The 7667-nt window shown below is 63.1% G+C and carries 8 protein-coding genes; all 8 read right to left on the bottom strand.

From position 1 onward, the window contains the following. On the bottom strand, positions 1 to 759 hold a 759-nt coding region (trbG, locus tag V5B39_RS20905; protein WP_332344768.1), incomplete at its 3' end, for a P-type conjugative transfer protein TrbG. Positions 760 to 772: 13 nt separating this feature from the next. Continuing rightward, complete coding sequence (locus tag V5B39_RS20900) at positions 773 to 1546, bottom strand: conjugal transfer protein TrbF (RefSeq protein WP_332344767.1); 774 nt, start codon at positions 1544 to 1546, stop codon at positions 773 to 775. Next, a complete protein-coding gene (locus V5B39_RS20895; protein WP_332344766.1) occupies positions 1543 to 4101 on the bottom strand; it encodes a VirB4 family type IV secretion/conjugal transfer ATPase in 2559 nt (852 codons plus the stop codon). The genes V5B39_RS20900 and V5B39_RS20895 overlap by 4 nt, the downstream gene beginning before the upstream one ends. Next, entirely contained in the window at positions 4098 to 4409 is a 312-nt protein-coding gene (locus V5B39_RS20890; protein WP_332344765.1) for a conjugal transfer protein TrbD, read from the bottom strand. Before V5B39_RS20890 ends, V5B39_RS20895 begins: the two co-directional genes overlap by 4 nt. 2 nt (positions 4410 to 4411) lie before the next feature. After that, positions 4412 to 4834 carry an IncP-type conjugal transfer pilin TrbC gene (gene trbC / locus V5B39_RS20885; protein WP_332344764.1) on the bottom strand — a complete coding sequence of 141 codons (423 nt, stop codon included), beginning with the start codon at positions 4832 to 4834 and terminating at the stop codon, positions 4412 to 4414. A 13-nt stretch (positions 4835 to 4847) separates the two neighbouring features. Then, complete coding sequence (trbB, locus tag V5B39_RS20880) at positions 4848 to 5810, bottom strand: P-type conjugative transfer ATPase TrbB (RefSeq protein WP_332344763.1); 963 nt, start codon at positions 5808 to 5810, stop codon at positions 4848 to 4850. Between the two features lie 326 nt (positions 5811 to 6136). Further along, entirely contained in the window at positions 6137 to 6502 is a 366-nt protein-coding gene (locus V5B39_RS20875) for a transcriptional regulator (protein ID WP_332344762.1), read from the bottom strand. A gap of 425 nt (positions 6503 to 6927) precedes the next feature. Further along, a partial coding sequence (locus tag V5B39_RS20870) for a PDDEXK nuclease domain-containing protein (RefSeq protein ID WP_332344761.1) occupies positions 6928 to 7667 on the bottom strand: 740 nt, incomplete at its 5' end.

The following is a 7667-nucleotide window of genomic DNA, read 5'->3' as shown; positions in this document are numbered from 1 at the left end:
GTCGGTGAACACGCCGCCGTCCTTGCGCACCACCAGCAGCGCCGGCGCTTCGGTCTGGGCCATCGTCGAAGGCATCTGGATGACGGTCTTGCGGCCATCGTTGTAGACCCGCACCGGCTTCCAGGCCGCGCTGCCCGATACCTCGTACTCGAAGCTCAGGTTGCCCATGTACTCGCGGGTTCCCGGCATCGTCCGGTCTTCGCGGTCCCTCCCTTCGCGGGCCTTGATCGCTTCCCACTTGGCCATGGCCTCCTCGGGGTAGGTGAAGGACACCTGCGGCATGTACTGGGTGCGATGCGAGCGCAGCTTCAGGTGATAGCTGCGTCGGTTGGTGGTCACGACCATCGACGTTTCCAGGCCGACGTCGAGCGGTTTGATGATCAGGTGCTGCACTTCCCCCGCGCCGCTGCCAGTGACGGCCGGTTCGACCGTCCAGCGGGCGGTATCGCCGAGGTTGATCGAGTTGACCTGCTCGCCGGCCTGCAGGGCGACGTCGCACACTTGCAGCACCGCGCAGACGATACTCGGTTGCTGCGCGCCGTACAGGAACTTGATCGAGCCGTTGGGCCCGGTCACCGGCGCAACCCCTTTGGCCCTCGGGTTCTTCCACTTCTCGGCGATGGCAATGGCCGCTTTCTCCTGCTGCGTCAGGGTCGGGTTCTTGTCCGAAAAATACAGCTCGGTCAGGTGGTCGCCCGGGGCTGCCAGGACAATGGCGGAAGCGACGCCAGGGAGCAGGGCGAAGAGCGGTTTTTTCATGAGGGCTCCTTTCTTAGAGCTGCTTCGCCCAGGAGAAGTCACGGACGTACAGGCCGATCGGATTGTTGCGAATCTGTTCTTCGCTGGTGCTGGGGGTCGGTTCGGCGACATAGACCGTCACCAGGGCACGCATGCGGAAGGGCTGGCCCTTCAGGATCCCCTGGCGGTCGCGGCTGGTCTCGACCCAGTCGACCTGCCAGGTTTCCGGCGTTTGCGGCAGCACCGAGGCGATCTCGATGCTGACCGTCTCCTTGGCGGCCCGCTTGAACGGGCTGGAGTCTTCGGCGCCGTTCAGCCATTCGTTCATCCTGGCCGTGGCCGGGTCGTTCGGTGCGAGCATCGAGTACACGCGGAACACCGCCTTGCGCTGCAGGGCCACGTCGGGTGTTACCAGGCGCGCGTCGGCGATGAAGGAAGCCACCGACGCTTCGATCACCCGGGCATCGGCCGGTGTGGCGCGATCGGCCGGCGCCACGGCCACGGCCTGCCCGAGCCGGTCGACCTGGACGACATACGGCACGAATTTCGATTGGCTGCCGATGTGGATGATGCCGCCGACACCCGCCAGCGCGATCAACAGCGACAGGATGCCGATCACCTGCCAGGTCTGGCGCGACGACACGACGCCGCCGACATGGTCGTTCCAGGTCCGGCGAGCAGCCAGGTAGGGGTTCTCGCTTTCGTCTTGGCGGAACCCCCAGGTGGTCGGTTCATTGGTGCGTTGGTGATCGGCGTCCGCTGCGGGCTTCCTGCCGATCAGGCGCTTGATCTGGTCTGCGAAGTTCATGTGGTCACTCCATAGGTGTCCAGCGTCAATCCCCGACCGGCTAGCCACTCGTGCACCCAGCCATCGCCCAGCTTGCTTTCCAGATGCTGGATGGTGGCCAGCGATTCCTTGTCGGAGGCGCCGACGAAGGCGAGCGCCAGAGGGCCGAGTGCGAGGTCGTACAGACGGCGACCGTTCTCCGAGACGTAGTAGTACTGACGCTTGGGAATAGCCGTCGCCAGAATCTCGATCTGCCGGGTGTTGAGGCCCATGCGGCGGTAGAGCGCTGCCGTGTCCTCGTCGCGGGCATAGAGGTTGGGCAGGAAGATCTTGGTCGCCGTCGATTCGACGATCACATCCAGAATGCCTGAATTGGCGGCGTCGGAGAGACTTTGCGTGGCCATCAGCACCAGACAGTTGGCCTTGCGCAAGGTCTTGAGCCACTCCCTGATTTTGGCCCGAAAGGCCGGATGCCCCAGCATCAACCAGGCCTCGTCCAGCATGATCACGGCCGGCTGGCCGTGCAGCGCGCGCTCGATGCGCCGGAAGAGGTAGAGCAGCACCGGCAGCGCGTACTTCTCGCCGAGGTTCATCAACTCGTCGATCTCGAAAACGGTGAAGTCGGAGAACGACAAACCATCCTCTTCGGCGTCCAGCAGGTGCCCCATGGCGCCATCGACCGTGTACTGACGGATCGCGTCGCGGATCGCTTCGTCCTGGATGGTAACCGAGAACTCGGACAGCGTGCGGCCGCCGCTGGCGTGCAGACTGAGGATCGCATGGCCGATCTCGTTGCGCTGCGCCGGCGTGGTGTGCAGGTCGTTCAAGGCGAGGAGGGTGTCGATCCACTCCATCGCCCAGGCGCGATCGCCCTTGGTTTCGAGGAACTGCAGCGGGCAGAAGGCCAGCTGATCGTCGTCGGCCGCCACCGTGAAGTGCAGGCCGCTGCTGCCCTGGGTCTGGGCGCGGATGGCGGCAGCGAGCGGGTACATCGCCATGCCCTTGTCGAAGGCGAAGATCGACATGCCGGCGTAGCGGCGAAGCTGCGCGGCAAGAATGCCGAGGTGCGTCGATTTGCCGGCACCGGTCGGGCCGAATAGGAAGGTATGGCCGAGGTCGCGCACGTGCAGGTTGAGGCGGAACGGTGTTGCGCCGTGGGTGACGCAGTGCATCAGCGCCGGCGCGAGTGGCGGGTACATCGGGCAGGGGGCAGCGTTGCTGCCGGTCCAGATCGTGCTCGTCGGCAGCAGATCGGCCAGGTTCAGGGTGTTGATCAGCGGCCGGCGGACGTTTTCCACGCCGTGGCCGGGCAGGCTGCCGAGGTAGGCATCCATGGTGTTGATGGTCTCGATGCGGGCGGCGAAGCCGAGGCGATTGACGGCCTTTTCGACCTGGCGGGCAGACGCTTCCAGGCGGCTGCGATCCTCGTCCATGAGCACGACGACGCTGGTGTAGTAGCCTTGCGCCACCAGTCCACTATTGACTTCGGCGATCGCCGCTTCGGCGTCGGCGACCATCGACAGCGCGTCCTGATCGATCGGCCCGAGGTGGGTGTTGAAGACCTGGTCGAAGAAGCCGCGAATCTTCTGCCGCCATTTCTTGCGGAACCTGTCGAGGTGTCTTACCGCCTCGTGCGTGTCCATGAAGATGAAACGCGACGACCAGCGATATTCGCAGGCCAGCTCGCCGAGGGCGGTCAGCATGCCTGGCGTCGATTCCAGTGGGAAGCCTTCGATGGCGACAACCTGGATGAACTTGCGGCCGACCTTCGGCACGATGCCGGTCCACAGTTCCTGCCCACCGATGAGCGCGTCCAGGTACATCGGGTTGCTCGGCAACTGCACCGGATGATTCACGCCGGTGACGCAGAACTGCAGCCAGCGCAGGAAGTCATCGTGGGTGACTGCCGAACCGTCCTCGTTGACCACGGGGTGGCCGCGTAGCCGCTGCAGGTCCACCGCCGACGACAACCGCGACTCGATGCTGACGCACTCGCGCTTGAAGAACTCGATCAAGCCGCGGGTGTGGGCCTTGTGGTCGGGTGCCTTGGTGTCATCGTCGAACATCAGCTCGACGAACTTGCGCTGCGCGAGCAGCGCCGGGAACCAGGTCAGCGTCAGCACGTAGTAGCCTTCGTAGAGAGTGCCCAGGCCCTCGAACAGTTGCCGCCGTTCCTCGTCGATCGCCGCCGACACCTCGTCGGGGAAATGGGAGGTGCCACGATCGAGATAGTTGGGCGCTGGCAGCCGTGCTGCATCGACGTGCACCATCCAGCCATTGCCGAGGCCGGAGAGCGCCTGGTTGATGCGCAACGAAACGGCCTCGCGTTGCTCGTCGGTGCTGCTGGCGTTGTCGGCGCCCTTGTACAGCCAGGCAGCCATGAAGGCGCCGTTCTTGCCCACCATCACGCCGTCGTCGACCGTCGCAGCGTAGTTGAGCAGATCGGCCAGCCCGGCATCCCGCGAGCGGTGCTTTTTGAGCTTGAGTTCCTCGTCGACCGCCCGGATGCGGGCGTAAAGCACGAGCAGCAGCAACGCGCCGAGGGTGGCAATGGCGAAGGCAATTCCGGCGATCATTGGTACTGCTTCCCCTGGCTGGCCGGGTTGTCCCGGAACGGCGTGCTGCGCGCCGGGTAGTACGGCTTGTAGCGACGGTGCCGCAGGTACACCTGGCGCATCCGGGGGTCTGCCTTGGCCATGATCCGCAGCGCGTAGAGCGCGCCGAACCAGAGCAGCAGCCCGACGACACTCGCCCGCAGCTCCTGCGCACTGAAAACCAGCGCGAAGGCCAGCAGACCCGAGAACATGACCAGTTCACGATCGCCACCCATGAACAGGTTGTCCCGATTGCCAGCCCGCCGAATGGGGATCTTGCGCAGCGCCATGCTCAGGCGAGCCTTCCCGGAGCAATCCCGCCAGCAAGCCTGACCGGGTCGAGCGTGCCTTCACCGAGGGCGGCGATTTCTGCGCCACGGCCGAAGAAGCTGCTCATCATGTTTTGCGCGCCAACCAGCAGGGCCATGACGAGAACGACGAAGATCAAGGTGCGGAAGAAGCCGTTCAGATCGCCACCGAAGATCAGCACGCCACCCGCCACGACGATGCCGATCATCGCCAGTGCGAACGCGACCGGGCCGGTGACCGAGTTGCGGAGGTTGGTCAGCCAGCTTTCATAGGGCAGCGACCCGCCGGTGCCTTCCGCTGCAAAGGCGTGTTGCGGGACCAGCAAGAACACCAGCAGCAGGATCGCCAGTCCGCAATAGAACAGGGTCGAACGGGCGAGCGGGTAGGGTAGGGCGGACGAGTGCATGGGGCTGGCTCCTTTACAGGGGACGAGTGAGGTAAGCGCCGTCGGCGTAGCCGGCCACTTCCAGGATCTCCTGAACGCAGCGGCCTTCGGGGGTGCGGGCGATATGGACGATGACGTGCACCGCTTCGCCGATCAGCGGTTCGATCGGCCGCGGTGATTCCGGGTGCATGCTGATCAGCATGGCGAGGCGGTCCAGCCCGGACCGGGCGTTGTTGGCGTGGAGCGTGGCCGCACCGCCTTCGTGGCCGGTGTTCCACGCCATCAGCAGGTCCAGCGCTTCTGGGCCACGTACTTCACCGACCAGTATCCGGTCGGGCCGCATGCGCAGGGTGGTCTTGAGAAGCATGGTCATCGTGACTTCGAGCGAGGTGTGGTACTGCACGAAGTTCTCAGCGGCGCACTGGATCTCACCGGTGTCCTCGATGATGAAAACGCGCTCGGCTGGATCGAACTCGACCATGGCGTTGATGATCGCGTTGACCAGCGTGGTCTTGCCGGAACCGGTGCCACCGATCACCAGGATGTTCCGGTGCGCCTTGATGGCGGCGGTCAGGGTCGCCTGCTGCGCGGCGGTCATGATCCCGGCCTCGACGTACTGGTCGAGCGTGAAGATGGCCACGGCCTTCTTGCGGATGGCGAAAGTCGGCGCGGGAACGACCGGCGGAAGCTGGCCGGCGAAGCGCGAGCCATCAATCGGCAGCTCGCCTTCGAGAATCGGCTTGTGCCGCGTCACTTCCTTGCTGTGATAGCCGGCCACCGTCTTGATGATCGCTTCGGCGCGGGCAAATGGAATGCTGCCAATACAGCGCATCTTCTCGCCCAGCCGTTCCTGCCACAGCCTGCCGTCGGCATTGAGCATCATCTCGACGGTCCTGGGGTCGGCCAGGGCGTCCATGATGAGCGGCCCCAGATCACGCTCCAGCTTCCTCTTCGCCCGATCCTTGAGGGAAGAAACGGACTCTTCGATGTCTGTCATGTATCGATCCCGGTTTGCTTCGGTTGAATGTCAACCTTCGACCTATTGGATACGATATAACGAATTGTAGAACTTTGCAAGACAACGACTATGGTGAACCAGAACGAGGTCGTGTGCAACTACCAGGCGACGTCGACGGGGCGGATAGCGGGTACTGGCGTTGAGGATGTGTTTCTGCGTGGTTCTTTGTGACGAGCCGAGGCGCTCGTCAGGCGTGGATCGTGGAATCCAGAACTGGGCGTGGTCGGCGCGGAATGCGCCTCTTCAGGGGAGGAGGGAGGAGGAGGGCAGGGAGGGCTTCAGCGGCTAAAGGCCCTCACCTGGCGTCAGGACGGTTTGCGCAGCTTGTTCCGTGCCGCCTCGTCCCACTTCTTGACGATGAATGCCTGATGTTCCGGCAGGACTGCCGACACCCGCACCACGCCTTCGGGAAGACTTCGCGGGGCGCTCCCGCCCGCCAGGGCATCCAGGCTCTCGCGGTCAAGGTCGGTCGATTCCAGGAGGGTCGGCAGCGGCGTTTCCAGGGCTTCCGCGATCGCCTCCATGATCTTCAGGGAAGGGTTCGCCTTGCCATTGGTCAGGTCGGACAGGAAAGAGACGGAGATGTCGGCCTTTGCGGCCAGTTCGTTCTTCGTCATGCCGCGCTCGTCGAGCAAGCGAAGAATGTTCGTGAAAAAGATTTGGTTGTGCACAGTGCCCGTCGCCGTCCGGTTATGCGGCTCTTCTAAATTTAGCCGCTAAAGTTCTTGATCTTGGGATACGGTTTAGCTAAATCGCAGTTTGATGCCATCAGGAGAAGTTGGTTTTCAGCCCACGCACGCCACTCAATCAGCAACCCGGCCTGTCGACATCACAGGCCAACAGCCGACAATGATCGGCGTCGTATGTGCCCTTCACGCTCCCCCGGAAAATCGAAAGCAAAAATCACGCCGTATGACCGCGTACGCTTCAAATCAATGACTTGCTTCTTTTTTCTGGAAAAAGAAAAAGCCAACTGTAAAAATAGTCGACAGTCATTCGCAATCCTCTGGCGGTGCTGGGATTGGGGCGTGACCAGTGCTTTTGGGTATTTTGGGTTGCAGGCGGCCGGCATATCCACTGCGGAGTGTGCATTGCTTCAGTGATCGGGTCCGATATCGTCCGGGTCGCCGCTCTGGAGCGCTTGCAGTTCCTCAGTCAGCGCCTCGATGCTCGGCAGGACACCCGCCATGGCGTCCGGCAGGGCGGTGCGGTAGGTGGATACGCCCATCGGCGTATTGATGTCACGCAGCGCATACTCGACGACCGTTCCCTTCTTGCTCTTGCAGAGCACGAGGCCGATCGTCGACGCATCGACGGTCTGGTTGCGCACCAGGTCATCGACAGCGGCGAGGTAAAAATTGAGCTTGCCGACGTATTCTGGCCGGAAGGCGGTATTCTTCAGTTCGATCACCACGTAACAGTGCAGGCGTGTGTGGTAGAAGAGCAAATCCATGAAGAACTCGTCGCCATCCACCTCAAGACGGTACTGACTTCCCACAAACGCGAAACCGACGCCGAGTTCGATCAGGAAGTCTCGCAGGCGCAGCAGGAGCGCCTTTTCGATGGTGCGCTCATTGGACGTGTCCGTGATTCCGAGGAAGTCGAAAGTGTACGGGTCCTTGAGGATGTCGCGCGCCAGGTCGGACTGTGGCGACGGCAGCGCACGATCGAAGTTGGTTTGCGCCGCACCCACGCGCCGATGGGCGGCTGTCTCGATCTGGAGTTCGAGCACCGACCGGCTCCAGCCGTTTTCGATGGTCTTGCGGATGTACCACTCGCGGGTCGGACGGTCCTTGACCTGGTCGATGATGACGCAATTGTGCCGCCATGGAATTT

The organism is Accumulibacter sp., assembly GCF_036625275.1.
In the GTDB taxonomy this organism is placed as follows: domain Bacteria; phylum Pseudomonadota; class Gammaproteobacteria; order Burkholderiales; family Rhodocyclaceae; genus Accumulibacter.
This window is presented reverse-complemented; position numbering and strand designations above follow the sequence as displayed.

What these genes read in the sequence shown, in the direction of transcription:
- trbC (WP_332344764.1), bottom strand. Translation starts at nt 4,834, where the DNA reads ATGCACTCGTCCGCCCTACCCTACCCGCTCGCCCGTTCGACCCTGTTC.
- V5B39_RS20890 (WP_332344765.1), bottom strand. Translation starts at nt 4,409, where the DNA reads ATGGCGCTGCGCAAGATCCCCATTCGGCGGGCTGGCAATCGGGACAAC.
- V5B39_RS20900 (WP_332344767.1), bottom strand. Translation starts at nt 1,546, where the DNA reads ATGAACTTCGCAGACCAGATCAAGCGCCTGATCGGCAGGAAGCCCGCA.
- trbB (WP_332344763.1), bottom strand. Translation starts at nt 5,810, where the DNA reads ATGACAGACATCGAAGAGTCCGTTTCTTCCCTCAAGGATCGGGCGAAG.
- V5B39_RS20895 (WP_332344766.1), bottom strand. Translation starts at nt 4,101, where the DNA reads ATGATCGCCGGAATTGCCTTCGCCATTGCCACCCTCGGCGCGTTGCTG.